The 26,160-nt window shown below is 56.2% G+C and carries 23 protein-coding genes; 11 read left to right on the top strand and 12 right to left on the bottom strand.

Annotation, left to right across the window (positions count from 1 at the left end):
* Nucleotides 1-111: 111 nt before the first annotated feature.
* From C8N36_RS10485 to C8N36_RS10455, 7 genes are all read right to left on the bottom strand, one after another.
* Nucleotides 112-2,565 carry a GcvT family protein gene (locus C8N36_RS10485; protein WP_097803576.1) on the bottom strand — a complete coding sequence of 818 codons (2,454 nt, stop codon included), beginning with the start codon at nt 2,563-2,565 and terminating at the stop codon, nt 112-114.
* 78 nt (nt 2,566-2,643) lie between these two features.
* Nucleotides 2,644-3,642, bottom strand: coding sequence for a GlxA family transcriptional regulator (locus C8N36_RS10480; RefSeq protein WP_097803577.1), 999 nt, complete (start codon nt 3,640-3,642; stop codon nt 2,644-2,646).
* The gene (locus C8N36_RS10475; RefSeq protein WP_097803578.1) at nt 3,639-4,529 is read right to left on the bottom strand and encodes a homocysteine S-methyltransferase family protein; all 891 of its coding nucleotides are present in this window, start codon (nt 4,527-4,529) and stop codon (nt 3,639-3,641) included. The genes C8N36_RS10480 and C8N36_RS10475 overlap by 4 nt, the downstream gene beginning before the upstream one ends.
* A gap of 72 nt (nt 4,530-4,601) precedes the next feature.
* Entirely contained in the window at nt 4,602-7,049 is a 2,448-nt protein-coding gene (locus C8N36_RS10470) for a GcvT family protein (RefSeq protein ID WP_097803579.1), read from the bottom strand.
* A gap of 12 nt (nt 7,050-7,061) precedes the next feature.
* Nucleotides 7,062-7,433 (bottom strand): GFA family protein, encoded by a 372-nt coding sequence (locus C8N36_RS10465; RefSeq protein WP_097803809.1) that lies wholly within the window; start codon nt 7,431-7,433, stop codon nt 7,062-7,064.
* Nucleotides 7,434-7,456: 23 nt separating this feature from the next.
* Nucleotides 7,457-8,026, bottom strand: a complete 570-nt coding sequence (locus C8N36_RS10460; protein ID WP_097803580.1) for a helix-turn-helix domain-containing protein — start codon at nt 8,024-8,026, stop codon at nt 7,457-7,459.
* A gap of 197 nt (nt 8,027-8,223) precedes the next feature.
* Nucleotides 8,224-9,396 (bottom strand): acetyl-CoA C-acyltransferase, encoded by a 1,173-nt coding sequence (locus tag C8N36_RS10455; RefSeq protein WP_097803810.1) that lies wholly within the window; start codon nt 9,394-9,396, stop codon nt 8,224-8,226.
* 86 nt (nt 9,397-9,482) lie between these two features.
* Between C8N36_RS10455 and C8N36_RS10450 the strand changes: the two genes are divergently transcribed.
* The 3 genes from C8N36_RS10450 (at nt 9,483) to C8N36_RS10440 (ending at nt 12,638) form a co-directional block, all read left to right on the top strand.
* The gene (locus tag C8N36_RS10450) at nt 9,483-9,818 is read left to right on the top strand and encodes an STAS domain-containing protein (RefSeq protein WP_097803581.1); all 336 of its coding nucleotides are present in this window, start codon (nt 9,483-9,485) and stop codon (nt 9,816-9,818) included.
* A gap of 28 nt (nt 9,819-9,846) precedes the next feature.
* Nucleotides 9,847-10,311 (top strand): ATP-binding protein, encoded by a 465-nt coding sequence (locus C8N36_RS10445; protein WP_110767885.1) that lies wholly within the window; start codon nt 9,847-9,849, stop codon nt 10,309-10,311.
* A 749-nt stretch (nt 10,312-11,060) separates the two neighbouring features.
* Nucleotides 11,061-12,638: a gamma-glutamyltransferase family protein gene (locus C8N36_RS10440; protein WP_097803583.1), complete on the top strand. Its 1,578-nt coding sequence runs from the start codon at nt 11,061-11,063 to the stop codon at nt 12,636-12,638.
* Nucleotides 12,639-12,721: 83 nt separating this feature from the next.
* Here the strand turns inward: C8N36_RS10440 and C8N36_RS10435 are convergent, their stop codons facing one another.
* The 3 genes from C8N36_RS10435 to C8N36_RS10425 form a co-directional block, all read right to left on the bottom strand.
* Nucleotides 12,722-14,092 (bottom strand): glutamate--cysteine ligase, encoded by a 1,371-nt coding sequence (locus tag C8N36_RS10435; RefSeq protein WP_097803584.1) that lies wholly within the window; start codon nt 14,090-14,092, stop codon nt 12,722-12,724.
* Nucleotides 14,093-14,153: 61 nt separating this feature from the next.
* Entirely contained in the window at nt 14,154-14,684 is a 531-nt protein-coding gene (locus tag C8N36_RS10430) for a hypothetical protein (RefSeq protein WP_097803585.1), read from the bottom strand.
* 147 nt (nt 14,685-14,831) lie between these two features.
* Entirely contained in the window at nt 14,832-15,560 is a 729-nt protein-coding gene (locus C8N36_RS10425) for a 16S rRNA (uracil(1498)-N(3))-methyltransferase (protein WP_097803586.1), read from the bottom strand.
* A gap of 12 nt (nt 15,561-15,572) precedes the next feature.
* Here C8N36_RS10425 and ubiA point away from each other — a divergent pair, with 12 nt between their 5' ends.
* The 5 genes from ubiA to C8N36_RS10400 all read left to right on the top strand — a co-directional run bounded on the left by ubiA (nt 15,573) and on the right by C8N36_RS10400 (nt 20,395).
* Complete coding sequence (gene ubiA / locus C8N36_RS10420) at nt 15,573-16,538, top strand: 4-hydroxybenzoate octaprenyltransferase (RefSeq protein ID WP_097803587.1); 966 nt, start codon at nt 15,573-15,575, stop codon at nt 16,536-16,538.
* 61 nt (nt 16,539-16,599) lie between these two features.
* Nucleotides 16,600-18,561 carry an OmpA family protein gene (locus tag C8N36_RS10415; RefSeq protein WP_097803588.1) on the top strand — a complete coding sequence of 654 codons (1,962 nt, stop codon included), beginning with the start codon at nt 16,600-16,602 and terminating at the stop codon, nt 18,559-18,561.
* Nucleotides 18,554-18,883, top strand: a complete 330-nt coding sequence (locus C8N36_RS10410; protein ID WP_097803589.1) for a hypothetical protein — start codon at nt 18,554-18,556, stop codon at nt 18,881-18,883. Before C8N36_RS10415 ends, C8N36_RS10410 begins: the two co-directional genes overlap by 8 nt.
* A gap of 81 nt (nt 18,884-18,964) precedes the next feature.
* A complete protein-coding gene (locus C8N36_RS10405) occupies nt 18,965-19,837 on the top strand; it encodes a TIGR01459 family HAD-type hydrolase (protein WP_097803590.1) in 873 nt (290 codons plus the stop codon).
* A 114-nt stretch (nt 19,838-19,951) separates the two neighbouring features.
* On the top strand, nt 19,952-20,395 hold the full coding sequence (locus C8N36_RS10400) for a MaoC family dehydratase (protein WP_097803591.1): 444 nt from the start codon (nt 19,952-19,954) through the stop codon (nt 20,393-20,395).
* A 114-nt stretch (nt 20,396-20,509) separates the two neighbouring features.
* Here C8N36_RS10400 and C8N36_RS10395 read toward each other — a convergent pair whose 3' ends face one another.
* Nucleotides 20,510-21,556: an NAD(P)/FAD-dependent oxidoreductase gene (locus tag C8N36_RS10395; RefSeq protein ID WP_097803592.1), complete on the bottom strand. Its 1,047-nt coding sequence runs from the start codon at nt 21,554-21,556 to the stop codon at nt 20,510-20,512.
* A gap of 48 nt (nt 21,557-21,604) precedes the next feature.
* Between C8N36_RS10395 and mnmC2 the strand changes: the two genes are divergently transcribed.
* Entirely contained in the window at nt 21,605-22,267 is a 663-nt protein-coding gene (gene mnmC2 / locus C8N36_RS10390; protein WP_097803593.1) for a tRNA (5-methylaminomethyl-2-thiouridine)(34)-methyltransferase MnmC2, read from the top strand.
* 12 nt (nt 22,268-22,279) lie between these two features.
* Nucleotides 22,280-23,146: a DMT family transporter gene (locus tag C8N36_RS10385; protein WP_097803594.1), complete on the top strand. Its 867-nt coding sequence runs from the start codon at nt 22,280-22,282 to the stop codon at nt 23,144-23,146.
* On the opposite strand, the gene C8N36_RS10380 is transcribed toward C8N36_RS10385, so the two are convergent.
* Nucleotides 23,111-25,084 (bottom strand): lytic transglycosylase domain-containing protein, encoded by a 1,974-nt coding sequence (locus C8N36_RS10380; protein ID WP_097803595.1) that lies wholly within the window; start codon nt 25,082-25,084, stop codon nt 23,111-23,113. The genes C8N36_RS10385 and C8N36_RS10380 overlap by 36 nt on opposite strands.
* Before the next feature lie 141 nt (nt 25,085-25,225).
* Between C8N36_RS10380 and dapA the strand changes: the two genes are divergently transcribed.
* Entirely contained in the window at nt 25,226-26,098 is an 873-nt protein-coding gene (gene dapA, locus C8N36_RS10375; protein ID WP_097803596.1) for a 4-hydroxy-tetrahydrodipicolinate synthase, read from the top strand.
* Nucleotides 26,099-26,160: the final 62 nt, after the last annotated feature.

Raw genomic sequence — 26,160 nt, 5'->3', positions numbered from 1 at the left:
GCCACGACTTTTCTTGATGGGGCATCACAGATTTTGATTGGTCGCAGAGGCACACAAGCAAAAGCCCCCGGAGATCGCTCCGAGGGCTATTAAACAACTGGCGTTGCGCGATTAAACCTTCACGCGTTCCGATTTAGGGTCATACATCGGCTTGAGCGATGCTTCGGCTTTTACCCGTGTTCCCATGACGTCAATCTCGTAGCTGGACGCCAAGACATCCGCCGCTTTTTCACCGGCGCAAGGCACATAGCCAAGGCCCATAGCCCCACCCAAAGTGTGTCCATAGTTGCCCGAAGACAGATAGCCGACGATCTCTCCGTCGCGCAGCACCGGTTCGTTATGGTACAGCATGGGTTCAGGGTCGGTCAGGCGAAATTGAACCAACCGGTTTTGCGGACCGGTTTCTTTGCGAGCAATCACCGCCTCGCGGCCAATGAAATCGCTTCCCTTGTCGACTTTGACCGCAAAGCCAAGTCCGGCGTCCACAACGTGATCTTCGCAGGTGATATCATGGCCAAAGTGGCGAAAGCCTTTTTCCATGCGAGCGCTGTCCATCATGTGCATCCCGCACAGTTTCAGCCCCATATCCTGTCCCGCTTCATGCAGTGTTTCAAACACATGCCCCGCCATGTCCGAGGAAACATACAGCTCCCACCCCAATTCACCCACATAAGTCACGCGGTGTGCCCGTGCGAGGCCCATGCCGATCTCGATATTCTGCGCCGTGCCAAAGGGGTTCACATCATTGGTGAAGGTGGCGGGTGACACCGCTTGCAGCAACTTGCGCGCATTGGGGCCCATCACGGCCAACACGCCCTCGCCTGCCGTGACATCGGTGATGACGACGTTGAAATTGCCTTTTTGGCGCATCATCCAGGTCTGATCCGCCAGTCGCGTTGCCGCTGGCGTGACCACCAGATAAGCCGTTTCGGACAGGCGGGTGACGGTGACATCCGCCTCTATCCCGCCGGTGCGGTTCAAAAATTGGGTGTAGACAATCTTGCCCGCATCCACAGCATAATCGCCGCCGCCAATATAGTTCATAAAGGCTTGTGCATCTGGCCCTTCGACGCGGATTTTACCAAAAGACGACATATCGTACATGCCGACGTTTTCGCGAATAGCGCGATGTTCTGCGGCGCTATTTTCAAACCAGTTCTGACGCTTCCAAGTGTATTCATATGCGGGGTCCTGCCCCTCATTGGCGAACCAGTTGGCACGTTCCCAACCGGCCAACTCGCCCATCACTGCACCTTGATCCAGCAGATGTTGATGGAAAGGGGTCCGTCGCACGCCCCGTGCAGTGGCCTTTTGCCGGTACGGGAAATGATCCGCATAAAGCAGGCCAAGCGTTTCCTTGGAGCGTTCAATCAGGTATTGCTTGTTGCCTTGGAACGGCTGCATCCGGCTGATATCAACGTCGCCCAGATCAAAGGGCTTTTCGCCGCTGTCCATCCAGTCCGCCAGCGCCATACCCGCACCGCCTGCCGACTGAATCCCGATCGAATTGAAACCTGCTGCGACCCAGACATTGTCCATTTCGGGCGCAAGACCAAGGTGATAGGCATCGTCAGGCGTGAAGCTTTCGGGACCATTAAAGAAGGTATGAATACCGGCTTCTGCCAGCAGGGGAACCCGCTCGACCGCCTTTTCAAGGATCGGTTCAAAATGGTCAAAGTCTTCTTGTAGCTGGTCAAACTCAAAGCTGTCCGGAATGCCCTCCATCGCCCAAGGCTTCGACTCGGGCTCAAAGGCCCCTAGCAGGATTTTCCCTGCGTCTTCCTTGTAGTAGGCGTATTCATCCGGTACCCGAAGCACCGGCAGTTGGGTCATGCCCTGGATGTTTTCGGTCACGATGTAGAAGTGTTCGCAGGCCTGCAAGGGCACGTTCACACCTGCCATTTTGCCGACTTCATGGCCCCACATTCCCGCGCAGTTCACAACCATATCGCATGCGATATGACCGGTTTCGCTGCCGTCATCAGAGGCCCAATTCACACCTGTAACTGTTCGGCCATCCTTGACGATTTCGGTGACCTTGATACGCTCCCTGACCAAGGCACCGCGTTGCCGTGCACCTTTGGCCAAGGCATGGGCGATATTGCCAGGATCGCCCTGCCCGTCCAGCGGCAGATACACTGCCCCCTTGATGCCATCGAGGTTGATATGCGGATACAATTCTTGCACGCGTTCGTTGCTGATTTCTTCGACTTCAACGCCAAAAGATCGGGCCATGGCCGCCTGGCGGTAGATCTCTTCGCGGCGCTCTTCGGTCAATGCAACCGTGATTGATCCCACCCGTTTGAACCCCGTGGCGACGCCGGTTTCTTCTTCAAGTGTGCCGTACAGCTCTTGGCTATACTTCGCGAGTTTGGTCATATTCTTGGTGGCGCGCAGTTGCGCGATCAAACCGGCGGCGTGCCATGTGGTGCCCGAAGTCAGTTGCTTGCGTTCCAGCAGCACCACGTCGTTCCAGCCTTTTTTTGTCAAATGGTAAGCCACCGAACAGCCGATCACACCACCACCGATTATGACCACACGGGCCTTTGAAGGAAGATTGCTCATGCGCACACAGTCTCCGAGAAGTGTCATTGATTTGATAAACAGTGGCACGAAAGCCAAGTTCTAAATGTATGGAATCCGTCACTTTTCATCGGATTCTTGAGAGTCTTGCCCCTTGCCGGATTGATTGCGGCGTTCCTTGCGGAGCGCAAATGGGGTGATTCCAAAAAAGCTCTTGTAGAGACCGGAAAACCCGCTGGGGAACCCGCAGGCAAGACCAACTTCGCGCACACTCATATTGGTGTTGAGCAGCAAATTATTCGCACGGGCCAACCGCAATTCGCGATAATAGGTGTTAGGTGTGGTGTTCAAATGGGCGTGAAACTTGCGTTCCAGCGACCGGCTTGAAATGCCCAAGGCAGTGACCAATTCGGAAATCGGCACAGGGTCTTCGATATTGGCCTGCATGATTTGCAAACTCTGATCCAATTCCCGATCGCCAGAACCGGAACTGCGCGCCCCGCCCAAAGGTTGTCTGGTGGCGAAATCGCGAATTTTCTCATGCAGCAGAACGTCGGACACCGTGGCAAGGTTGGGCGCGGAAATGTGGCGGCGCAACACGGCCAGCATCACGTCAACCGTGACCCCCATTCCAGCGCAAGTTACAACCAGCCCGTCTTCTGTGGCAATGGCATGGTCCGCTTCGAACATGCTGGACCGCTCACGCAAGATATCCGAGTTTTCCCAGTGGGTTGACATACGAACCCCGTCGGAGCGCCTTTCTTTGATATAGCGGCTTGCGGCTTCGGATAGCAAAAAGACCTGACATCCCCGAAAAGTATACTTGTCGATCTGCGGTCCCATCGACAGCGCGCGGCAATCCGCATCGACATTTCCCAATACAAACGCGTAATTGGCGTCCGGCTTTTCGACAAAAGGTTCCGCCTCGATCGAAACTTCGGGGCTGCTACCTATAACTTTGCGGTTTGCCGACCGGTACGTCCAAGTAAACGGCGGAAAGGCTGCAACCCGATTTGCAACGCGCATCGCATCTACAATGCCTGCCAGTTCGGTCAGAACAAAACCATCAGCGACCAGAATATCGACATGCCAAGTTTTCCGGTGGTCAGATACAGTCATACGATTTCATACCCTTTGGCGCGAAGGCGGCGTGCGATTTCGGCAATATGCGCCGGACCGGTTTCACAACATCCGCCAACAATAGTCGCGCCCATTTCGACCCAAGCCATAACGTGATCGGCATAGGCATCGGGGCCCATATCCTGACGGGCTGATAGGGAATCGACGGTTGGGCTGTCTTCTAAAAAGTCTTGGGAAATCATGGTAAAGCCATTGGCATAGGCCCCAAATGGCAACCCAGAGAGAGCAAGCTGCTCCAAAGCGGCGGGCATCGCCTCAGGGGCCGAGCAATTGGCCAGAACGGCATCAGCTCCGTCCAGCAAAGGTATCGCATCCGCCAGTTTTTCACCGGACCGCAACAAGCTGCCATCTGTGTCATCCACAGAAACCGCAATCCAAACGGGTTTTCCAGCGGTCAAGGCTCCGGCTAAAACCGATTTGACATGCGCCAATGACACCACGGTTTCACACAAAATCACATCAACATGCGGTGCAAGAATTTGAGCGATTTCGGCATAAAGCGGAACTGCTTGCGCCGGATCGGGGTGCAAATCGGGCCGGTAGCTGGCCCCCAAAGGGCCGATTGCCCCTGCGATCCGCCCTGTTCCGTGGGCGTCTCGGGCTTGTTCAGCCTCTGAAAGTGCCAATTGATGCAGGGCTTCGAATTGGGCTTCCAGACCGGCAGCAACCAAACGATCACGCAAAATGGCATAGGTGTTGGTGGTCGCAACAGTGGCTCCGGCTTCGAAATAATCACTATGCACAGCGCGCACCAAACCAGGATGATCTTGCATTACCTGCGTCGACCAAAGCGGCGTCGGGCGATCGCCGGCCCTGTGCACCAATTCCTGGCCCATTCCGCCATCCAAAAGTGTGATCTGTGTCATTTCAAAGCCCTCGCTTTGTTGGGGTTGCAAGGCCGGATACCCAGCCTTGCTTGGTCTTTACGCCCGCAGAGTTTAAGCACGCAACCTTTCGTTTTCAGGATCCCAAAGCGGCTTGTCTTCTTGAACAACCGCGCGGCACATTTTGCCGAAAATGTCGATTTCCAGCTCGGTGCCGGGAACCGCCAATTCGGTGCGGATCACCCCCAAAGCGATTGAAGCATTCACCCGATAACCATAGTTTCCCGACGTGGTTTCCCCAACAACTTTGCCGTCGTGCCAAACTGTTGACATATACGGCGCGTCGGCCTCTGGGGCGTCCACGATCATGGTCACAAAGGTCTTTTTGGGGCCTGTCTGCGCCTCAACCTGCAAGGCCGCCTTGCCAGGGAAGTCTTGCGCTTTGTTCAGACGGACAAAGCGGCCAAGACCACCTTCGAACATGGTGTAATCGGTGGATAGATCACCTTTCCACGTCCGGTAGCCTTTTTCGATTCGCATACTGTCGAGCGCAAACATACCGAATGGCGTGGCACCGGCATCGCGAATGGCCGTATAGACCTCTGCCGCATTGGCGGTCGGAACGTGAACTTCCCAACCCAATTCACCGGCAAACGAAACCCGCGTTAATGCCGCCTCATGACCGGCCACAACAGCCGTTTGAAGACTAAGCCAGCCAGCGGCCAGATCAGCATCGGACATGCCAGCCAAAAGATCACGCGATTGGGGGCCGGTGACCAACAAGGTTGTAAAATCACGCGAGATGTCTGCGAGTTCAAGACCATCAGGCAGGTTGCGCCACAGCAGTTCAAAGTCATGCCATTGCGCCACAGAAGCCGTCATAAGCGTGAAATCATCTTCACCATGACGGATACAGGACATTTCGGTCACGATCCGCCCGCGATTGTCGGAAAAGTAAATCAGGTTCATCCGGCCCGCCTTGGGCAGTGCGCCTGCAACTTGGGTCCGCAACCATTCTGCCGCGCCCTCGCCTTTCAGGGTAAAGCGAGAAAAGCCGCACATGTCGATGACGCCCACACCATCGCGAACGGCTTCGACTTCGTCTTTGACCCGCGCTGTCCATGACCCATCGCGCGACCATGTTTCGGTGCCCGCCTCAGAGGTATCGTCGCCGTCTTTGGCAAACCAGCATGCCCGTTCCCAACCGTTGAACGCGCCCATTTGGCCACCGTCTGCAATCAATCGATCATGGTTCGGGGACAGCTTTTTGTTTCGTCCGGCAGGCCATTGGTGGTGCGGGAAATGCATGGCGTATTCGTGGCCATAGGTTTCCATTGCCTTCGCATAGCAAAACTCAAAATCCGCATGTTCAGTGTAGCGGCGGGCATCAACCGCCCACATGTCCCATTCGGTTTCACCCGTGGTGATCCATTCCGCCATCACCTTGCCAGCGCCGCCCGCCTGCACGATGCCGAAGGTAAAGCTGTGCGCCTCAAACGCGTTTTTGACGCCCGGCATGGGGCCCATCAATGGCAGACCGTCAGGGGCATAAGGGATCGGGCCGTTGATATTGCGCCCGACACCTGCGGTGCCCAGAACCGGCACGCGTTCCATCGCATCTTCGATATACCATTCCAGACGTTCCAGATCATCCGGATACAGCTGAAAGCTGAAGTCATGCGGCATCGGATCGTCTTCGGTGACCCAATGCGCCTTACAGTTCCGCTCATACGGGCCGAGGTTCAAACCGTTTTTATCTTGTCGTAGATAATAAGAGCTGTCGACGTCGCGGATCATCGGCAGCTTTTTACCATTCTCCTTGGTCCAAGCTTCAATCTCGGGGATTTCTTCAGTCAAGAAGTACTGGTGAGACATGACCACCATGGGCACGTCGCGACCCCCGAATGGTTTGAACCACTCGCCGATCCGGGCTGCATAATAACCGCCGCAGTTGACGACATAGTCACAGGCGATGTCGCCCTTTTCGGTGTGTACAATCCATGTGTCATCTTCGTTCTGGGTCACACCGGTTGCGGGGCAGAACCGCTGGATACTAGCCCCCAAATCGCGAGCGCCTTTGGCCATGGCTTGGGTCAATTGCGCCGGATCAATATCACCGTCCAGCGGATCCCAAAGACCGCCCGCCAAATCATGGGTTTCCAAGAAGGGATAGTATTCCTTAAGCTGCTCAGGCGTGAGCATATCCAGCTGGAGCCCTTGATAACGGCCCATTGATGCCACACGCTCGAATTCTTGCATACGTTCTTTGGTATGCCCCAGACGCAGCGCACCTGTGACGTGATAGTTCATCGGGTAATCAACATCTTCTGCCAGCGTCCGATACATTTCCAGCGAATAACGCTGCATGTTCATGATCGCCCAAGACCCCGAAAAGTTCGGACAGTTGCCCGCTGCGTGCCATGTGGAGCCCGCCGTCAATTCGTTCTTTTCCAGCAGGACACAATCGGCCCACCCAGCCTTGGCCAGATGAAACAGGGTCGACACGCCCACAGCGCCGCCGCCAATAATGACCACACGGGCCTTTGTTGGGAAATCACTCATTTCGGTCCTTCCTTAGTCCCTTTGTTTAAGGGCGTCTGAGATGTCGTAATAGTCGCCCTTTGAGGCAACAAAGATGTGTTTTTCCAGATGGATGCCGGTCGGAGCGTCAACAGCCCCCAAGGCAAAACTAACCGTGTCTTCCGCCGGTGCATGCCAGAACAAAAAGCTGCCGCAGGTTGGGCAAAACCCGCGTTTCGCGGTTTCGCTGGCTTCGAACCATGTGACTTTGCCGGTGATGGTCAGTTCGGTCTTGGGCACATAGGCCGATGCCCACAGATGGCCAGATTGCCGCCGGCATTGGCCGCAATGGCAGACGCTGGCCCCTTTCGGCGGGGCTTCGGTTTCAAATGTGACCGATCCGCAAAGACAGCGTCCTGTGAGCATGTGTTTCTCCTTTGCCATCGGGTTTAGTAAACAGGCGGGGCAATCACCCAAACGGCGAGTGCGGTGGCCTTATAGGGATTGGCCCAGCGAAACGGTTCGCCCTTGATGCGAAAACTGTCACCGGGTTGCAGGGTAAACAAATGGCCACCGATCTCGATGTCCAGCTGACCAGCGATCAGATAGCCGACTTCCTGCGTCGGGCGGGTGACGGTTTCCGGCAAGGAAGCCCCTGGCAAAAAGGTCGAATGCACCATCTCGAAGTCATCGGTCAGATCCGGCGACAGCAGTTCTTCGCGCAGCCCGACGTCGCCGGGACCGATCGGCCGACGCGCCTCAGACCGGACAATGCGCCCGGCTTCGTGGGCCGGAGATGGGGCGTTTGAAAACAGAGTGGAGATCGAGACATCCAGCGTTTTCGCCAACGCCCGAAGGTCATCAATCCCCGGTTCGGACAGATCCCGCTCGACCTGGCTAAGCCATCCGACTGACCGGCCAAGCGCATCCGCCAACTGCTGAAGCGTAAGCCCGCGCGCGCGCCGCAGGGCACGTATGTCAACGCCAAGGGTGGTGCTGTGTCTGTGTGTCTGATCCATGTCCCGAGCCGTGAAAAAATTCCGTCAAATTTCACGGTGACACGAATGAATGAAATTTCAAAGCATTTTTTCACGGAACTCGCATTTTGCACTCTGAACGGTATGGCACATTTGAACCAGCGAAAGCGGGCGTAGAAAAACCGCCCCCGATCAAAGTCAGGGGCGGCGACGGCAAATTGTAAAAAAGGGCTTAGATTTTAGCTGCGTTCGATGGCAATCGCAGTGCCTTCACCACCACCGATGCAAATCGCGGCCACACCACGTTTCAGCCCGCGTGTTTCCAAAGCGTTCAGCAGCGTCACCATGATTCGCGCACCCGACGCTCCGATGGGATGACCCAATGCACAGGCCCCGCCATTCACATTCACCTTGTCATGGCTGATTCCCATTTCATGCATGAAGGCCATCGGCACAACAGCGAAGGCCTCGTTCACTTCCCACAAATCAACGTCCTCCACAGCCCAACCCAAACGGTCCAACAACTTTTTTGCAGCCGGAACGGGGGCGGTCGGAAATAGGTTCGGGGCATGTGCATGGCTCGCATGGCCTAAAACACGGGCGCGCACTGCCGAGCCATTGGCCTGAGCCGCCGCAGCAGTGGTCATCACCAAGGCTGCAGCCCCGTCCGAGATCGAAGAAGAGTTGGCCGCAGTAACGGTGCCTTCCTTGCGAAAGGCAGGTTTCAGCTGCGGGATTTTATCTGGTCGGGCTTTTCCGGGCTGCTCATCCTCGGCCACAACCACATCACCTTTGCGGGTCTTGAGTGTGACAGCCGCGATTTCTGCTTTAAATGCGCCCGAATTTTGTGCCTCAAGCGCCCTCGATAGCGACGCCAAAGCATAGTCATCTTGAGCTTCGCGGGTGAATTGAAACGCCTCGGCACAATCTTCGGCAAAGGTGCCCATCAAACGGCCTTTGTCATAGGCATCTTCCAGACCATCGAGAAACATGTGGTCGATCACCTGACTGTGGCCAATCCGGGCACCATCGCGCATTTTAGGCAATAAATACGGTGCGTTGGTCATCGATTCCATACCGCCAGCCACAATGGTATCAGCGTGGCCCAATGCCAAACGGTCAAACGCAAACATTGCGGCCCGCATACCAGATCCACACATCTTATTGAGCGTCGTAGCAGGGACTTCTTCGCCCAAACCCGCCGCAAAACCGGCTTGGCGCGCTGGTGCCTGACCTTGGCCGGCCGGCAAAACACAGCCCATCAGAACCTCATCCACCTGGGGATTCGCCGCCTGGTCTAACGCTGCTTTGATTGCGCTCCCCCCCAGCTTGGCCGCTTCTTCGCCCGAAAAAGCCCCTTGAAACCCGCCCATTGGCGTACGGGCTGCTCCGGTGATGACGACGTCTTGCATTTCGATTCCTCCAATTGTCAGCACCTGCATACCGAATGGTAAGGAATGCCGTCTAGTCTTTGACGGAGTTCACCTAAGAGGCTGGTATGGAATTTACGATTCAAGAAGACGGTAACCTGAGCGTTGTCACGGTTGATGCAGAGCGGATTGATGCTGCCATTGCGATTTCCTTCAAGGATAAAATGCGCGAACAAATGGCAAATTTCAGTGGCCGCATGGTGTTGGATCTACACAAAGTTGATTTCATTGACTCAAGCGGCCTTGGATCCATCGTTGCCGCAATGAAATTAATGCCAGCCGATGGGAAACTGGAATTGGCTGGTCTAACCCCTACCGTCGACAAAGTTTTCCGTATGACGCGAATGGACTCGATTTTCACTATTCACGATTCAGCACAGTCCGCTCAGGCGCAAAGTGCTTGATGCATTAGTCCGGCTCGGAGATCGTTGGATGGCAATAAACTCAGGCGAACAAGGCGCTACGACGCTCCGGTATGTGCTTTTTAGCACTCCGGAAAACGTGCGCAATACGCTCACATCCTTAAGGTCCGACCTTAACGAGAACGGTCTTCACATATGTCCCGGTGACATGTGGGAACTGGTCGTTGCAGAAGTGCTCAACAATATTGTTGAGCACGCCTATGGCGACAGTCCGGACGGCGAAATCAAGTTGAACTTGCATTTCAGTGACCTCCATCTGACCGCCAAGTTCATTGATTCAGGTGCGGCTATGCCAGATGGCGCACTGCCCGCAGGCAACCCCGCCAATCTGGACGTAGAGACACAATTGCTGCCTGAAGGCGGATTTGGCTGGAACTTGATTCATAGCCTAAGCGATCGTCTTGTCTATGAGCGCCGGGGCACGGAGAACCACCTTGATCTTGAGATGCCTATCCAAATTCTTCCGAAGGGCTGACGGAGCTATTGGATGGTTCGAATACTCGTCTGGCAAAAGTGTCCTCCGCGAACCGCTGAAAACAGGCGTTCGACTTAAAAGTAACCGGCAAAACGCGATCTGCGCCGTAAAAACACCTGACCTGCGTCACAATGCAGGCAGATTTCAAGGGCACACTGATCTTGTAGCTGCATATAGCTTCCCTCGGCGTGGCGCGTTATAGCCCCCACCCAGTGCGCTACGCCGAGGACTACCACATAATTGAACCGCATAATTAAACCGCTCCTGAACAGGGGCGGTGTTTTTGTTGGTACCACAGCCTGTCAGGTAAAATGCTTGGTTCAAAGAACCGCAAAGAAGCCCGAAGCTGGACACATTCTCGCCTTGGCCCCCTGTCACAAGCGTATTTGTAGCTGCATAAGCTTCTCTCGGTGCTGCGTAGTACAGCCCCCGCCCAGTGCGCAGCACCGAGACAAATGCAGTTTGTTCCCCCAAATACTGGCTGCGCAGCTGGATTCACTGGCCGCCCAAAAGTCTTCAATTTTAATAAACGTTTTACTGCCCGAAACTTACCCCGCGCACGTCACATTCCGACCGCAATGCACCGCCATATCAAGTATTGTAGCTGCATAGGCTTCCCTCGGGACCGCGTGTTACAGCCCCCACCCAGTGCGCGGTGCCGAGGACTATGCAGCCGATTTTACCAACATCGTTGACCTTGGCCTTTCGGCTCTTATTGTTCGGTTCGAACGAACCAAACGAAGGTTTCAATGCGCGATTTTCAATGCCCCGGCCGATCTGCGGTCTATGCCACAAACGGTATGTGTGCCACCTCCCACCCGCTTGCAGCCCAAGTAGCGGTTGATATTCTGAAACAAGGCGGAAACGCCATGGACGCGGCCATTGCGGGGGCGGTTTTGCTTGGCGTCGCGGAACCGCAAATGACCGGGATTGGCGGCGACTGTTTTGCTTTGATTGCCCCGAGCAGCAGCGCCGAGGTTGTTGCTGTAAATGGATCAGGCCGCGCGCCAGCAGGGGCCAGTGCGCGCGCACTCCGCGAAGCGGGACATTCGATGATGCCCGTTCACAGCGCCCATGCCGTTACCATCCCCGGTGCAATCGACGCGTTTTGCACCATGTCGGACAAGTGGGGTAAACTGGGTCTAGCAGACAGTTTGGCCCCCGCCATCCATTATATGGAGCATGGGGTTCCAGTTGCACCGCGGGTCGCCTTTGATTGGGGGCCGGGTTCGGCAAAGTTGCAAGGCACCGCCTGCGTGGATTTTTTGCAAGGTGGATTATGCCCTCAAATCGGGGATCTTTTCGCTCTGCCGAAACAAGCCCAATTGCTGCGAAACATCGCCAAAGACGGGCGCGACGCCTTTTATTCCGGTGAAGCGGCAGAAGATATGCTGGCGGCGCTCAACGCAGCAGGCGGTTTGCACTGCGCCGAAGACTTTGCCAATACCGCTTGCAGCATAAGCACTCCGATCTGCGGCCTCTACAAAGGCCGCGATCTATTGGAACATCCGCCAAATGGCCAAGGCATCATTGCCCATTTGATGCTGAATATCCTCAGCCATTTTGATCTGCCCAGCCTTGACCCATTGGGAGCGATGCGTGTGCATATTGAAGCCGAGGCCGCCAAACTGGCATATGATGCGCGAAACCGGTTTCTGGCTGATCCCGATTGGATGCCTCGGCTAGATCATCTTTTGTCCGCTCAAACAGCGGCAAGTTTGGCCGCATTGATTGATCCGAACCGGGCCTTGCCCAATGCGCCAGCCACCAGCGAAGCGGTTCACAAAGACACGATTTACATCACCGTCGTAGATCGCGACCGCATGGCCGTCTCGTTGATCTATTCGATCTTTCACGGATTCGGTTCTGGCATCGCCTCCGAGAAGTTTTCCGTCCTGTTTCAGAACCGAGGTGCCGGTTTTTCATTAACGGAAGGACACCCTAACGAACTAAAAGGCGGCAAGCGACCGATGCATACTATCATCCCGGCGATGCTGCGCGACCACGGACGCGTGACCATGCCTTTCGGCGTTATGGGCGGACAGTACCAGCCAAACGGTCATGCTCGCTTTGTCACCAATCTGACAGATTACAGCATGGATTTGCAAACAGCCGTGGATGCACCGCGCAGTTTCTTCGACAATGGATACCTCAAACTGGAGCGTGGTTACGGCGATACAGTGCGGGCCGAACTCACCGCCAAAGGCCACGACGTCATAACGCCAGACAGCCCGCTCGGTGGGGGGCAAGCAATCCATATCCGCGACAATGGGGTGTTAGAAGGTGCCTCTGATCCACGCAAAGACGGCTGTGCTTTGGGCTACTAAATCAAAAAGGCCCCAACAACTTGGGGCCTTTGAAATATCCAGTTTTCTATCGAAGCGCATTCAGAAAAACCCGGCAGCGGTGTTTAGTAAGAATACTCACCATAAATCTTGGTCAAGTCGCCGTTCCAATCACCATGGTAATGCTCAAGAAGCTCATCCGCCGGAACCTGACCAGATTCGAGAGATTCCTTCAGCGCATTCAGGAAATGTGTCTCATCAGGGACCAATCCACCAGCACCGGGCATTGCCCGTGCTTTTAAACCGCTGTCGGCAATGGCCACAACTTCGCGTGCCAAATCATGCATTTTGATACCGTTGACTTCGGCCTGAAGCCCATGAACCGACGCGGCCACACGCAACTCTTCGCGGGTTTCGGCATCCCAGCCTTTGGCCAAATCCCAAGCAGCATCCAAAGCAGATTGATCATAGGTCAAACCAACCCAGAAAGCAGGAAGCGCACATAGCCGCCGCCAAGGTCCACCGTCCGCGCCGCGCATTTCGATGAACTTCTTCACCCGCGCCTCGGGAAACACTGTGGTCAGGTGATCTGCCCAATCGCTTAGCGTGGGTGTTTCACCCGGCAACGCGGGCAATTGCCCCTTCATGAAATCGCGAAAGGATTGGCCCAGCGCATCAATGTACTGCCCGTCGCGATAGACAAAATACATCGGCACATCGAGCATATATTCAACCCAGGCATCAAACCCGAAACCTTCGTCAAATACAAAGGGGATCATGCCGGTCCGCGAGGCATCCAGATCGCGCCAAATCCGCGAGCGCCAGCTTTTGTGACCGTTTGGTTTGCCCTCAAAGAAGGGCGAATTGGCAAACAACGCCGTGGCGACCGGCTGCAAAGCCAGCGCAACCCGCATCTTTTGCACCATGTCAGCTTCGCTTGAGAAATCGAGGTTCACCTGCACGGTACAGGTCCGGTACATCATGGATTTCCCCATGGTTCCGACCTTGTCCATATAAGAGTTCATCAACCGGTAACGCCCCTTGGGCATCATCGGCATTTCATCGTGCGTCCAAATCGGGGCAGCCCCAAGACCGATAAAGCTTACGCCCAGTTTATCGGCAATATCCTTAACATCCGTCAGATGCGAATTCACTTCGTCGCAGGTCTGGTGAATTGTCTCAAGCGGTGCGCCAGACAGTTCCAATTGGCCGCCCGGTTCCAGCGAAATATTCGCGCCGTCTTTTTCGAGACCGATAATATTGCCACCCTCGGCAATCGGGGTCCATCCATGCGCGTCACGCAGCGCGTCCAGAACCCCTTTGATTGACCGCTTGCCCTCATACGGCAGTGGTTTCAGCGTATCGCGGCAATACCCGAATTTCTCGTGCTCGGTGCCGATACGCCAGTCTTCTTTGGGCTTGCAGCCAGAAGACAGATATTCAGCAAGTTGTTCGTGACGTTCGATCGGACCGCCGCCGGATTGGGGAATGGACATGGGCTCTCCGCATGTTTGGTTGCCGCGTGGTCCCAAGGCATGGGCGCAAAAATGCACCGTGTCAATGCAACCGAACAGTGCTGGAGCGCACAGATGGCTTGCGCCAGATGACGGTTGCGTGATCGCCGGGGCTTTGCATTTGTCGCAACATGCGCTCGGTCTGCAAATCCGGCAGATGGGCAAAGGCGTCAAACAACAGATCGGCACCTTCGGCGTCCAAAGGAATCGTCAATGGCGGCAAACCCGTTTGTTCAAGGCACCAATGCGGTGGATTTGCGCTGCGAATGATCGATAACTGACTGAGATCATTGAGATCAATCGCGCCGCCGCCAATTGGACCGTAGTATGTCACACGCCCCTCGACCAAGGACACTACGCCCTGCCCGCCGCCGCCAACCCGAAATCGCCCACGTTGCAATCCGGTCACCAACAAGATCGTACCACAAATAGCCACCCCGTAACCGATCCAGTGCAAAAGACCCCCACCGGTAAACAGCCCCCAATACAGACCCACAATCAGAACCAAAGCCCCGATGAAGGCCTCATGCCAACGGGCAAAAATTTGGATGGCTTCTGGTCGGATCAGGCTCATGGCGGCGCTCCGGTGCTGTTGGGCGAAAAACTGTCTCTCTTGCATATCGGGGCGATGGGAAATTCTGCAACCCTTGCTGTCGCAAAGCCGATACCGGCTTGGGCTTCTCGGCTGCGAAACACCGATGAACGTCGATGGCCGCCCCGCCTACGTCCAGTCTCCAAATTGCATTTGCCAAAGCGTCAGCGCTGCGACAGCCGCCGTTTCGGCCCGCAGGATGCGCGGCCCAAGGCTCAGGGTTTGGGTATTGGGAAGGTTCTGCAATTTGGCGCGTTCATCGGGGGAAAAACCGCCTTCCGGGCCGATTAGGATGCTCCACGGATCTGCTTCGGACACCCTGGCTTTTTCGAAACCGCGCGCCTCGCCAGCCTCGGCTTCATCACAAAACAACAGGTGCCGATCCTTCATCGTGGCCAAAAGGGCATCAAATCGCACCAACGGGGCCACCTGCGGCACATAGGTTGCCCCGCACTGCTCTGCTGCTTCGATGGCGTGGGCCTGCAAACGTTCAGGCCGGATGCGCTCAGAATTGGTGTATTCGGTCATCATGGGCACGATCCGCCGAACGCCCATTTCCACGGCTTTTTCGACAATATATTGGATACGTGCCTTTTTGATCGGCGCAAAGCACAGCCATACATCCGGCGGCATCCGCAAAGGCGCGCTTTGCTGACCACAAAACACTTCGCCACCGCGTTTGCCGGCTTGGGTAATATCGGCCAGCCATTCGCCGTCCGTTCCGTTGAACATGGCGATTTGACTGCCCACAGTTAACCGCATCACCCCGAAAAGGTAATGCGCTTGTTCGCGCGTCAGCGTGACGGCTTGTCCATCCCCCAACGGGTGATCTACATACAGGCGTATCTTAGACTTCATAGGGCACAGCATATGACCGGCAGTGAGCAGACACCAGAGGCCGATGGTCAGGTTTCCGACGCAGTCACAGGCAATTGGGTTGATTCCAAAGCCCCCGCCTTTTTGCGCCCCTACCTGCGGCTCAGCCGCGCGGATCGCCCGATTGGATCATGGCTGTTGCTGCTGCCTTGTTGGTGGAGCGTCCTGCTGGCCATGGTGCATGACGGTGAAATGCGGTTGTTTGATCTGTGGATTATAGTTGGCTGCGGTATCGGCGCAGTCTTGATGCGCGGTGCAGGTTGTACGTGGAACGACATCACAGACCGCGATTTCGACGGCAAGGTGGAACGCACGGCATCGCGCCCGATCCCATCGGGGCAAGTCACAGTAAAGCAAGCGCTGGCTTGGGCCGTTCTTCAATGCCTTGTCAGTTTCGGGATATTGCTGACCTTTCCGCCTATGGCGATTTTCCTCGGGGTTATCGCGCTGGTTCCCGTTGCGATCTACCCCTTTGCCAAGCGGTTCACTTGGTGGCCCCAAGTGTTTTTGGGGATTGCCTTCAATTGGGGGGCCTTGCTGGCATGGACCGCCCATACCGGCAGCCTGTCTTTGCCCCCCTTGCTTTTGTATTTGGCCGGAATGGCTTGGACGCTGTTTTATGACACAATCTATGCCCACCAAGACACCGAAGATGATGCGCTGATCGGTGTGAAATCCACTGCCCGTCTGTTCGGGGACAATACCCCGCGGTGGCTGGCATGGTTTATGGTCGCAACCGTAGCCTTGATGGGAATGGCCGTTATTGCCGCCGCGCCGGATGGTGAAATCTTGCAAATGGCAGTGCTACTGGTCGGGCCATGGGCCATGGGATGGCATTTGATGTGGCAATTGCGACGCCTAAAAGTAGACGATAACGCGAGATTACTAGAATTGTTTCGCGCTAACCGTGAAGCAGGCCTCATTCCTGTGCTGTTTTTCGCCGCTGCCCTATTCGCTTGATTGCGGAATGTGTTTACCTTGCGTATCAACGCGCAACACCTAATCAGGAACCGGAGCGCCCATGCGCCTTTCCTCTATCTTTACCCTTGGCGGGACCTTTGCCGTGGCTGGCGCTGTCAGCCTCGTCAGTGCGTATTTTTCAGCTGGCATCATAGAAACCGCATCCAAGACCGAAGTCTTAGGCAAGCTGGACCTCGAAGGTTTGACTTGGGCCGAAGTCGACACCAACGGATTGCAAGTCTTCTTGATCGGCACCGCCCCCGATGAGGCGTCCCGCTTCAAAGCACTCAGCACCGCCGGAAGCGTTGTCGAAGCCACGCGGGTGATCGATCAGATGCTGGTTGAAGAACCAGATGATCTGGCACCACCTGATTTCTCGATCGAAATTTTGCGCAACGATGCAGGCGTATCGGCCATCGGCTTGATCCCGAAATCAACCAGTCGCGACGATCTCATCGAGGGATTTGAGACACTTACCGGCACCGGAGAAGTGTCTGATTTGCTGGGCTTTGTTGATTATGATGCGCCCGAAGGCTGGGATCTTGCACTAAAGTTCGCCCTGACAGCCTTGCGCGACCTGCCGCGTTCGCAAATCTCGGTGCGCCCGAATCTGGTCGCGATCAAGGCGATGGCCGAATCCGACGAACATCGCCGCCGGATCGAAAGTGGTCTGGCGCGCCGCAAACCCGACGGGTTGACGCTCGAACTTGATTTGTCCGCTCCGCGCCCGGTGATTTCGCCCTTTACGTTGCGGTTCATCATCGACGACAGCGGCCCGCATTTTGACACCTGTTCAGCCGATACCGAAGTGGCACGAGACCGCATCCTGAGTGCCGCATCCGAGGCCGGTTTGACGGCAAAGACATCCTGCACCTTGGGCCTTGGCGTTCCGTCGCGCCGCTGGGCCGATGCCGCCGTTCTGGCAATTTCCAAACTTGCGGAACTGAAGGGGACCTCGGTTACGTTTTCTAACGCAGATATCACGCTGGTGGCCCCCGAGGGCACCAGCCAAGCCGCCTTTGACCGTGTCGTCGGCGAACTTGAAACCGCTCTGCCAAGCGTTTTTGCCCTGCGTGCCATATTACCGAAAGCCCCCGAACAATCCGCCGAGGGCCCGCCCGAATTTACTGCAACGCTAAGCCCCGAAGGCAAAGTCCAGTTGCGCGGCAGGCTTTCCAGCGAAATTGCACGCCAGACCATGGACAGCTTTGCCCGCGCACGATTTGGTTCCGATGATGTTTACACCGCAGCACGCGTTGCCGAAGGCCTGCCCGGAGATTGGCAGATGCGCACACTCGCCGCGCTTGAGGTTCTCTCGACGCTGGTCAATGGCAGCGTAACTGTCACGCCGGATAATGTCGCAATCGCTGGCAAAACGGGAAACCAAGACGCCCGCGCCGAAATCGCCCAAGTACTGGCCGCAAAACTTGGCGACGCAGCCGAGTTTGAAATCAACGTTGAGTACGTGAAACGACTTGATCCTTTGCTGGGCATTCCAACCCCCGAAGAATGCGAAGCCCAAATCGTCGAGATCATCGGCAGCCGGAAGATTTCGTTTGAACCCGGCTCTGCGACACTGGACGCGTCAGCCAAGGACATTCTCGACGAGCTGGCCGAACTGTTGAAGAAATGCGGTGACATCCCCTTGGAAGTTGGCGGTCATACAGATAGCCAAGGCCGCGAATCGATGAACCAAAAGCTTAGTCAGGATCGCGCGCAATCCGTATTGGACGCATTGCGCGGGCGCCTTGTCCCAGTTAAATCCTACACTGTGACCGGACATGGTGAAGCCACTCCTATCGCCGATAATGGTACAGAAGAAGGCCGCGAAGCCAACCGCCGGATCACCTTTACCCTTCTGAAACCCGAAGGTGAGGCAGATCAGGACGCCGCCGCAGAGCCAGCACAAGGCCCTGTCGCAGACGGTCCGGAAAACGAAGACCCAGCCGCCGAAGAAGCGGCTGAGGATATAAAAGAAGAAGATGCCGTAGCAGATCCGGCAGAGGGGACAGACGATGGATAGAACACAGTTCATCATGGTAACGGCCGGAATTCTATTTGTGGCTTTCTGTCTGGGATGGTTCGCCCATTGGCTTGTCCATCGCTTTACCCGCGTCAGCCAGGCAGATATGGATCAGCTGGAACGCATGAGCCAGGAACTACATGAAGCGGAAGAAACCCGCGATCAGGCAATCACCTACTTGCAACAGCGCGAAGCAGAGCTGACCAACCAGCTGACCCAAACCGAGGCAGAGCTCTCCGCAGCCATGGACGGGCTGCGCGAAGCCCGCCAAGAAGCCGAAGAAATGCGTGTTTACGTCGAGCGTATTCAGCAACAAGGCTAATACTACCAGCGCGCCCCTTTCCAGACGGGGCGCGATATGGGATGACCAAAGCACCTGTTCCTTAGCGGTGATCCCGATATCATGACCCAAATCATTTCTGCACTGTCCGAAATTTCCGAACGCTACGAAGCGCTTTTCGTCGATCTGTGGGGCTGTGTCCACAATGGCATGACGGCTTATCCCGAAGCGGTCGCCGCCTTGCAAGCGTACCGCGCAAAGGGCGGTATTGTCGTGCTCGTCACCAATGCCCCGCGGTCCCGCAGCGAAGTTGCCAAGCAGCTAACGCGCTTCAACGTCCCCGAAGATGCCTATGACGATATCGCCACCTCTGGTGACAGTGGGCGCGCAGCCATGTTCCAAGGAGCCGTCGGATCAAAGGTCTGGTTCATTGGACAACCGCATGACCAACCTTTCTTTGATCCTTTGGCTCTGATCGAAAACCCCATCAAAATTGAGCAGGTCGCCTTGGAAGAGGCCGAAGGAATCATTTGCTGCGGCCCTTTCGACCCCCTAGCCGACCCTTCGGACATGCGTCCGCAGTTCTTGTATGCAAAACAAAAGGGCCTCAAGCTGCTCTGCGCCAACCCCGACCTTGTCGTAGATCGCGGCGAAACCCGAGAATGGTGCGCGGGGGCTCTAGCGCAGCTTTATACCGAAATGGGTGGTGAAAGCCTGTATTTTGGCAAACCTCATCCGCCGATCTATGATCTTGCCCGCCGCCGTTTGGCCGCACTCAAACCGGATATCCCGGATATCGCAATTCTCGCAATTGGCGACGGTCCGCACACAGACATCTTAGGGGCCATGGGCGAAGACATTGATTCTTTGTTTATCACCGGTGGATTGGCCAAAACTGAAACAAAAACCAACGACGATCCAGAGCCGGCAGCGCTAACGAGTTATATCGCCAAGGAAAACATCAACCCGCAGTTCAGCATCGGGATGCTGCGCTAAGACAATTCCCCCTTGATTTTTCTGCAGCTGCAAAGTAATTTAATTTCAAAGCGAAGCACAAGATCGCCCATTTGTTACTTTGCAGCGGGTGGGCGGATCATCAAGGAGGATGAGATGTTGGACAACTTGCCCCGTGGCACGATCTGCATCGAAGACATCGAAATGGGTATGTCGCGATACTTGCGCAAGCAGGTAACGGACCGCGATATTGAGATGTTCGCTGAGGTGTCGACCGACCACAATCCAGTGCATATGGACGATGACTATGCGCAAGACACGATCTTTGAAGGCCGCATTGCGCACGGCATGCTCACCGCCGGATTGATTTCAGCTGTGATTGGCGAACAATTGCCCGGACATGGCACGGTCTACATGGGTCAAACGCTCAAGTTTCTTGCGCCTGTGCGGCCCGGTGACATGGTCTACGCCGAGGTGAAGGTGGTCGATATTGACCACGGAAAACGCCGCGTGACATTGGAATGTCACTGCTCGGTTGATGGCAAAAAGGTGCTGATCGGAGAGGCCAAAGTGCTGGCCCCGTCGCGCAAATTCGACTGACCCCAAACAAGCCCAATATCCAAGGCCGGATCGCTCGACGTTCCGGCCTTTCTTGTGCGCCACATATCGCGGGATGGTGGGCGGGGCGAGGGCGCAGCCCAGCGTCCGTCCCCATTACCGCTTGAAACAGGCCTCAAAGCCAAAGCCGGATGGAATAGTATCAATCCCGTCCAACACCAAATCGGCCATTACCTCCCCCACTTTGGGGGCCATGCCAAAGCCGATCTTGAACCCGCCATTGGCCACAAAATGCCCATCGCGACCCGGCCAAGCCCCTAGCAACGGGGCCCGTGACCGCGCCCTTGGCCGCACTCCGGCCCATCTCCCGATCACCTCCGCCCCTGCAAGCACAGGCAAAGCCGCATACGCACGGGCAATCAACGTTTCACACTGTGCATCAACCGACGACGGGTCATCAAATTCTCGCTCCGACGTCGATCCAATCGCAACCGTCCCATCTGCGTGCGGAATAATATGCAAACCACCGACAAACACCTGCGCCGCCTCCGAAGCGTCAAATCGAAAATGAGCCGACTGCCCCTTTACACCGCCCCCAACCGGGCGCCCTAAATGCTCTGACAAGTCTTCCAAACCGCGCCAACCGGTTGCCCAAACCACGGCTCCCATATCCTCCGCCGTTTCGACAATCTCAACCCCGTGTGCGGTTAACGCCGCAACCAAGGCCGCCGCTGCCCGACGTGGGGCCATCCGTGCGGTCAATGTATCGTGGATCAACCAGCCGCTGGGGCTTTCGGGCGCAAACTCCCCCGCATCCCGTACCCGCACCAGCTGCCAAACCGCGCGCCCTTGCCAAAGCTCTTGCGCCCCGCGTCCACGCACCTGCGCCAATGCCAACGCGGCCTCATCCGCAACGGGTTGCAAACGTCCAGTCCTGCCATAACCTGCCGAAACGCCACCCACAGCTTCGATCTGCGCCCAATACGCGCCCGCCATCAGCAAGCTATCGAGCTGAAAGGCCTTTTTCTCGTTCCAGTTCTCGGGCACATGCGGGGCAAGCGCGCCAACCAGCCCGCCAGAAGACCCCGCGGCCGGACCATAAGGGTCAACCACCCGCACCGTTGCTCCGCGCAGAACGCAGGCCCAAGCCACCGATAAGCCAAAGATCCCTGCCCCTCGAACGGTTACATCCACACTTGTCATTTTTGGACCTCGCTGTATTCGTGCCTTTCGTGTGTAAGGACAAAGCCGATGACAGACCACAGCAGCCTCGAATGGCGCGGCGAAACGCCCGTCTCCACCCGCTTTGACGACCCCTATTTCTCGCTTGAGAATGGGTTGGATGAAACGCGGCATGTGTTCTTGCAAGGAAATGATCTGCCCGACCGGTTCTGCGACGGCTTCCATATTGCCGAGCTCGGGTTTGGAACGGGCCTTAACCTGTTGGCAGCCTTGCAACTTTGGCGCCATGCTGGTGTTCTTGGAAAATTGCATTTCACCACTTTCGAAGCCTTCCCGTTAACACCCTTAGAAATGATACGTGCCCAAGCCGGGTTTCCTGAGCTGGCCGATTTGGCAACCGAATTGGCCCCGCACTGGGGTGAAACACGGTTTGAGCTGTCCGACTTACGTTTTGAAATGGTGACGGGTGATGCCCGCGAGACCCTGCCCACTTGGGAAAAACACGCCGATGCATGGTTCTTGGACGGATTCTCTCCGGCTAAAAACCCTGAACTGTGGTCCCCCGAATTGATGGCTGAAGTCGCCGCTCATTTGGCCCCCGGTGGCAGTGCAGCCACGTATACAGCTGCGGGTCATGTGCGACGCGGGCTTGTCGCTGCCGGGCTCGACGTCACGCGCCTACCCGGCTACGGCCGTAAGAGACACATGACACGGGCGACCAAGGCCCTCTAGAAAAGGCCCGACATGGCACAGCAAAATCTGACTTTGGGCATTTGGCTGATGATCGCCACGATGTTCATCTTTGCTGTTCAGGACAGCATCTCGCGCCATTTGGCGGACAGCTACAATGTGATGATGGTGGTCATGGTCCGCTATTGGTTCTTTGCCGCTTTTGTTATTGCTTTCGCGGCCCGTCAAACGGGCGGCTTGCGTGCAGCCGCCCAAAGCAAACGACCATGGCTTCAGGGGTTTCGCAGTGCTCTTTTGGTGTTGGAAATCTGTGTTACCGTTTTGTCCTTTGTCTATTTGGGGTTGGTCGAAAGTCACGCGATCTTTATCTGCTATCCCCTGATCATTGCCGGATTGTCCGGCCCCGTTTTAGGCGAAAAGGTCGGATGGCGGCGCTGGCTGGCAATCGGTGTCGGCTTTGTCGGAGTTCTCATTGTTTTGCAGCCGTCAGACGGCATCTTTTCCCCCTACGCCATCATACCCTTGATCGGGGCTTTGCTGTTTGCACTATACGGGCTTTTGACCCGCTATGTTGCGCGTTTCGACGACGCTATGACGTCGTTTTTCTGGACCGGCACCATTGGCGCAGTGGTCGCAACTCTTGCCGGACTGGCGTTTTGGGAACCTATGACAGCGACGGATTGGGGCTGGATGACCGCTCTCAGTTGTGCAGGCATCTTGGGGCATTTTCTGCTTATAAAATGCTATGAGGTCGCCGAAGCCAGCGCCCTGCAACCCTTTGCTTATCTGCAATTGGCCTTTGCCAGCGCGTTTGGTGTTGCGATTTACGCCGAGGTTATCCGCCCGAATGTTGCGGTCGGATCTGCAGTGATCATCGCGGCCGGTCTATTCACCTTTTGGCGTGAGCACCGGCAGCGTTGACCCGATCAGCTCTTGTGAAAAGGGCACCGGATGCGGATTCTGGCCAAGGCGCGCTCGGTACACCGGAAGGCTCTCGGTGACCCGCATGACGTAGTTGCGCGTCTCGTCAAAGGGAATGAATTCGATGAAATCGATCACGTCCACTTCGCCGGCACGTGGATCACCATAAAGCTTCATCCAACGGTCTGGCCGCGACGGGCCTGCGTTATACCCCGCGGCCATCATGACCGCATTCGCTCCAAACCTCTTGGACAAGGTCGCCAGATAGGCCGAGCCCAGCGTCGCATTGTATGCCGGATCACTGAGCAATTTATCTTTGCTATAGACTAACCCCAGCTGCGACGACACCTCTTTGGCGGTGCCCGGCATCAGCTGCATATACCCGCGCGCTCCGGCTCCGGAAATGACAACCGGATCAAATTCGGACTCTCGCCGCGAAATCGCCAGTACCAATTCCTTGGGCACCGGGAATTCTGCCTTCGATATTTGATCGGGAACCGCGTAATAGGGTGCGGCCAGTTGATGTCCAAACTGCGCAGCCCGCTTGCCCAGCATCACTTGCAAGTGCGGACGCCGCATATCACCCAGCATTTGGCCAATCTGTGCCATGCCTGTCTTGTCTAGAGATTCCGCGAGATGTGTCAAATACCGCTCGGCAAGATTTGCCTCGCCCGCGACCAAAAGCAAAATCCCTGCATTGAAAACGGATGACTTGGTGAACTCTGCCGCGCGCCAATCCGGCAACGTTGCCGATCCGTCCAGTGTTTTATCAAATGGCAATCCGCCGCGTTCAGCCGCCAGAAGGCCGTAAAACGAAGTCTGGTACTGCGCGCCCAAGGAATAGGCTTCTTGCGCGGCGGCAGTGTCCCCCATCTCTTCAAATGCCCGGCCCAACCAATAGCCCGCACGGCCAACGGAAATTGGCGACCAAACCGCCCGCCGGAAATTGCTGAAGTGCTGCATGGCCACCTTGGGCTGATTCAACAATCGCAAAGCGATAAAGCCTGACAACCATTCCAAATCAGCAAAATCACTGCCTTCGACCAAATAATGGTTGGACGCGATTTGATATGCCTGCGCGGCATCCCCCGCCCGCATCCGTTCCCGCGCCAAATTGCGGCGGGCGCGGGCCCACGCCCAAGGCTCGCCCAGTGCTTCCGCGCTTTTGGACCGCTCTAAGAGCAGCTCGATTGCGTCGGCGCTGCGCCGTTTGCGGACCCGCCACAAGAACCGCTCATAGGCCAAACCCGCGTGATCTTGCAGCGACGCGGGCACTTTTTCAATCAGGCTATCAACACCGCCAGAGGTATTGCGCAACGCAATCCGCGCTTCCGCCAAGGCTTGCCAGCCGTCATCCACCAGCGGAACCATTGCGCCGGCGTTGCTGCTCCAGCCTTTCCAAAGGGCATAATCCAAGCGGGCAACATGATGATCCCGCAGCACTTCGCCCCAGTTCTCCCGAAATGCTTTTCGTTCATCACCCGACATCGACAAAGTTCGCCATGCCAAGACGATTTCCGCTTGCGCTGCGCCTTCATCTCCGGCTGCCAACCAAGCTTTGGCCAGGGACAATGCCCCCGCACCGGTACGCGGTGTATACTCGCTGTAAAAAGCGCGGATATCCGCATTAGATGCGGCAGTCATCGCCTGTTCGGATTTTTCGCGCAAATAGGGCAACCCCGGCCAATCGGGATTGCGGGCCAAAAAATCTTGCACTTCGACGGCGTCGCCGCGACCAGATCGCAAGGCATGCCATAAAATCACATCCAGCGAAGCCTGCCCGTCGCCGCGCGCTTCGATTCGGGCCGCAGCCCAATTGCCATCACGCATTGCCTTCATCGCACGCGCCAAAGAATCCCCCGCGTCCTGCGCATAGGCAGCTGTGCTGGTGAGTAAAAGAAACAGTGTCAGGAAACCTGAGACAAGAACACGCGACATCGGCTTGCATTTTCCGGCATGAGAAGGAATAGACGCTTGTATAGGAAGATATAGCGTGCGGACAGGCCTTCAACTGACAATCCTGTCAGCCAGCGGATTTCTTCCTGAACCCAAAGTACGAACAGAAAATAGGAGCGTGAAATGTTCAAGGGATCAATGCCAGCCCTGGTCACGCCGTTCAAGGACGGCGCAGTGGATTTCACCACGCTCAAACACTTGGTCGATTGGCAAGTCGATCAAGGTAGCCATGGCTTGGTACCGGTTGGAACCACGGGCGAAAGTCCGACCCTGACCCACGAAGAGCACGAAGCTGTGATCGAAACCGTTGTTGCGCAGGCCGCAGGCCGCGTGCCGGTTATTGCTGGAGCCGGATCAAACAACACGGCAGAAACCATCCGTTTTGTGCAGCATGCCGCCAAGGTCGGCGCGCAGGGTGCGCTGATCGTGACGCCCTACTACAACAAACCAACACAAGCTGGCTTGATTGCGCATTTCAAAGCGGCCCATGACAGTGCCGATTTGCCGATCGTGATCTATAATATTCCCGGCCGGTCAGTTGTTGATATGCTGCCTGACACTATGGGCGAGTTGGCAAAACTGAAAAACATCGTAGGTGTGAAAGACGCAACTGGCGATCTGGCCCGCGTATGCCAGCAACGCATCACATGCGGCACCGGTTTCGCCCAGATTTCTGGCGAAGACGCCACTGCCCACGGGTTTAACGCGCAAGGTGGCACCGGCTGTATTTCGGTAACTGCCAATGTGGCCCCCGCGCTGCTGGCGCAAATGCAAACGGCTTGCCTTGCAGGTGACTACGCCAAAGCGCTGGAAATTCAGGACAAACTGATGCCTCTGCATCAGGCAATCTTTGCGGAACCCGGCGTGTGTGGTGCCAAATATGGCATGGCCAAACTGGGCCTGTGTAGCGAAGAAGTTCGCCTGCCCCTTTTGCCAATCTCGGATGCAACCCGCGCCAAGATTGACGCAGCATTGGCCTACGCAGGTCTGTTGTAAGCAACAACGATTTTAAAGCATCAAAGGGCGGGGTTCATCACCCCGCCCTTTTTCTATGTGCA

Source organism: Pelagimonas varians (genome assembly GCF_003208435.1).
In the GTDB taxonomy this organism is placed as follows: Bacteria; Pseudomonadota; Alphaproteobacteria; order Rhodobacterales; family Rhodobacteraceae; genus Pelagimonas; species Pelagimonas varians.
Note: the sequence above shows the minus strand (reverse complement) of the source record. Positions and strands in the feature narration are given on the sequence as shown.

What these genes read in the sequence shown, in the direction of transcription:
- ubiA (WP_097803587.1), top strand. Translation starts at nt 15,573, where the DNA reads ATGACCGGCAGTGAGCAGACACCAGAGGCCGATGGTCAGGTTTCCGAC.
- C8N36_RS10400 (WP_097803591.1), top strand. Translation starts at nt 19,952, where the DNA reads ATGTTGGACAACTTGCCCCGTGGCACGATCTGCATCGAAGACATCGAA.
- C8N36_RS10470 (WP_097803579.1), bottom strand. Translation starts at nt 7,049, where the DNA reads ATGAGTGATTTCCCAACAAAGGCCCGTGTGGTCATTATTGGCGGCGGC.
- dapA (WP_097803596.1), top strand. Translation starts at nt 25,226, where the DNA reads ATGTTCAAGGGATCAATGCCAGCCCTGGTCACGCCGTTCAAGGACGGC.
- C8N36_RS10395 (WP_097803592.1), bottom strand. Translation starts at nt 21,556, where the DNA reads ATGACAAGTGTGGATGTAACCGTTCGAGGGGCAGGGATCTTTGGCTTA.
- C8N36_RS10465 (WP_097803809.1), bottom strand. Translation starts at nt 7,433, where the DNA reads ATGCTCACAGGACGCTGTCTTTGCGGATCGGTCACATTTGAAACCGAA.
- C8N36_RS10450 (WP_097803581.1), top strand. Translation starts at nt 9,483, where the DNA reads ATGGAATTTACGATTCAAGAAGACGGTAACCTGAGCGTTGTCACGGTT.
- C8N36_RS10485 (WP_097803576.1), bottom strand. Translation starts at nt 2,565, where the DNA reads ATGAGCAATCTTCCTTCAAAGGCCCGTGTGGTCATAATCGGTGGTGGT.
- mnmC2 (WP_097803593.1), top strand. Translation starts at nt 21,605, where the DNA reads ATGACAGACCACAGCAGCCTCGAATGGCGCGGCGAAACGCCCGTCTCC.
- C8N36_RS10480 (WP_097803577.1), bottom strand. Translation starts at nt 3,642, where the DNA reads ATGACTGTATCTGACCACCGGAAAACTTGGCATGTCGATATTCTGGTC.
- C8N36_RS10460 (WP_097803580.1), bottom strand. Translation starts at nt 8,026, where the DNA reads ATGGATCAGACACACAGACACAGCACCACCCTTGGCGTTGACATACGT.
- C8N36_RS10380 (WP_097803595.1), bottom strand. Translation starts at nt 25,084, where the DNA reads ATGTCGCGTGTTCTTGTCTCAGGTTTCCTGACACTGTTTCTTTTACTC.
- C8N36_RS10410 (WP_097803589.1), top strand. Translation starts at nt 18,554, where the DNA reads ATGGATAGAACACAGTTCATCATGGTAACGGCCGGAATTCTATTTGTG.
- C8N36_RS10385 (WP_097803594.1), top strand. Translation starts at nt 22,280, where the DNA reads ATGGCACAGCAAAATCTGACTTTGGGCATTTGGCTGATGATCGCCACG.
- C8N36_RS10425 (WP_097803586.1), bottom strand. Translation starts at nt 15,560, where the DNA reads ATGAAGTCTAAGATACGCCTGTATGTAGATCACCCGTTGGGGGATGGA.
- C8N36_RS10435 (WP_097803584.1), bottom strand. Translation starts at nt 14,092, where the DNA reads ATGTCCATTCCCCAATCCGGCGGCGGTCCGATCGAACGTCACGAACAA.
- C8N36_RS10445 (WP_110767885.1), top strand. Translation starts at nt 9,847, where the DNA reads ATGGCAATAAACTCAGGCGAACAAGGCGCTACGACGCTCCGGTATGTG.
- C8N36_RS10405 (WP_097803590.1), top strand. Translation starts at nt 18,965, where the DNA reads ATGACCCAAATCATTTCTGCACTGTCCGAAATTTCCGAACGCTACGAA.
- C8N36_RS10475 (WP_097803578.1), bottom strand. Translation starts at nt 4,529, where the DNA reads ATGACACAGATCACACTTTTGGATGGCGGAATGGGCCAGGAATTGGTG.
- C8N36_RS10455 (WP_097803810.1), bottom strand. Translation starts at nt 9,396, where the DNA reads ATGCAAGACGTCGTCATCACCGGAGCAGCCCGTACGCCAATGGGCGGG.
- C8N36_RS10415 (WP_097803588.1), top strand. Translation starts at nt 16,600, where the DNA reads ATGCGCCTTTCCTCTATCTTTACCCTTGGCGGGACCTTTGCCGTGGCT.
- C8N36_RS10430 (WP_097803585.1), bottom strand. Translation starts at nt 14,684, where the DNA reads ATGAGCCTGATCCGACCAGAAGCCATCCAAATTTTTGCCCGTTGGCAT.
- C8N36_RS10440 (WP_097803583.1), top strand. Translation starts at nt 11,061, where the DNA reads ATGCGCGATTTTCAATGCCCCGGCCGATCTGCGGTCTATGCCACAAAC.